Source organism: Stenotrophomonas pictorum JCM 9942 (assembly GCF_001310775.1).
In the GTDB taxonomy this organism is placed as follows: domain Bacteria; phylum Pseudomonadota; class Gammaproteobacteria; order Xanthomonadales; family Xanthomonadaceae; genus Stenotrophomonas; species Stenotrophomonas pictorum.
This window is the reverse complement of record NZ_BAZI01000517.1, coordinates 1-1,574: the sequence shown is the minus strand read 5'-3', so window position 1 is coordinate 1,574 and position 1,574 is coordinate 1. Positions and strand designations below refer to the sequence as shown.

General features: G+C 70.2%; 2 protein-coding genes. Both read right to left on the bottom strand.

Annotation, left to right across the window (positions count from 1 at the left end; genetic code table 11):
• Positions 1-1,087: ABC transporter permease (locus JCM9942_RS15610; RefSeq protein ID WP_054660772.1), on the bottom strand; the 1,087-nt coding region annotated here is incomplete at its 3' end.
• A 37-nt stretch (positions 1,088-1,124) separates the two neighbouring features.
• On the bottom strand, positions 1,125-1,574 hold a 450-nt coding region (locus tag JCM9942_RS15605), incomplete at its 5' end, for a nuclear transport factor 2 family protein (protein WP_256202404.1).

The window sequence follows — 1,574 nt, the reverse complement described above, 5'->3', positions numbered from 1 at the left end:
CGATGATCGCGCGACGGGGCGCGCCCAGCACGCGGCGCACACCGTATTCGCCGGAGCGGCGCAGGAAGCGTGCCGCCAGCAGGCCGGCGACGTTGACCAGGCACAGCACCAGCAGGCCGATCGCCAGCCACAGGTTCAGGCGCACGCTGTCGGGGACCACGCGGTTGAGGTGCAGCCATTGCGGCATGGACTGCAGCCGCGTCAGCGGCGGCCGCGGGAAGATGCCGGCGGCATGCCGGTCGGCGGCGAATGCCTGCAGGCTTTGCGCGTAGCTGCGCTGCTGGCCGGCATCGGCCAGTTCGGCCCACAGCACCAGCCAGCGGCACTGGTCCACGTTGACCTGGTCGAAGCGGAAACCCCCGAAACCTGCGTCGTCGCAGATGCGTGTACTGCTGATCTCGATGCCCGACGCCAGCGCGGCTTCGGCCGGGGCGAAGACTTCATCGCCCTCGCCACGCCAACCGGCGTCGCTGGCGGGGAGGAAGTGCGGACGTGGCCGCGGCGCCCAGCGCTCGCTGATGCCGATGACGCGGAAGTTGCGCTTGCCAAGACGCACCTCGGCACCGGTCCCGTCCTCGCGCCCGAGCAGACGCTGGCTCAACGCGCGGCTGATCACCACCACCGGCGTGCGTGCCATCTCCTCTTCCGGCGTCCAGTAGCGGCCGTGGCGCAACGGCACTTCGAACACCGGCAGCATCGGCCCGAGCGCGAAGGCCGCCGAGACCTGCTTGCGGGCACTGCCGTCGATGCTGGCCACCGTCACGGGTGCGGTGACCAGTGCCACCTGGCGGATGTCCGGGCGTAGCTGCTGCATTGCGCGTGCATCGGCCAGCTTCCACAGCGGTGGCACCGGCGAGCCATCGCCGTAGGTGTCGCTGTCGCCGCTTTTGGCCGTTTCACGCGAGTCGGCCCAGGCCAGGTGCAACGTGTGGCTGATGCCGGGCAGGGGATCGGCGCCCAACACCGAGAGCAGCGTCAGCATCGTCATCACCGCGGCCAGTCCCAGGGCAAGGGTGAGCACCACCAGCGTCATCGTCCGCGGATGCCGCAGGCAGCCGCGCAGGCCGGTCTCCAGCGTGTAGTTCATCTCGGGGCATCCCTGCGGTTGGCGCGGTGGGCATAGCTCAGCACCCGGGTGATCCGCCATTGCCCGTCATGCAGGCGCCAGAGGATGGTGAAGTCGGCCAGGCCGTCACAGCTGCGCTCTGGCTGTCGCAGAAGCGGTGCTGGCCACGCGCCAGTGCGCCGAAGTCCCTGATCGCGAATACCTCCAGCGTGTCGGGGACGAGCTGCCGGGTGAAATGGCCGCAGGCGAACTTGCCGGTGTTGGCCAACATCGCCGCGCGGGTCCAGGTCACCCCGCCGGTGTCGTGGTAGAACTCCACGGCCGGGTCGAAGTAGCTGGCGTGCCTGTCCAGCTGCGCCGGATCGGCGCAGCGGTTGAAGCTGTCAAACACCGCCCGGTCGAGCGCGGCGATGGTGTCGTGCAGTGCGGTGTCGCCGGCGTCGCTGGTCTGGGCCAGGGCACCGCCCGGCGCCAGCAACAGGCCCAGCAGCGCCCGCGTGATCACCGG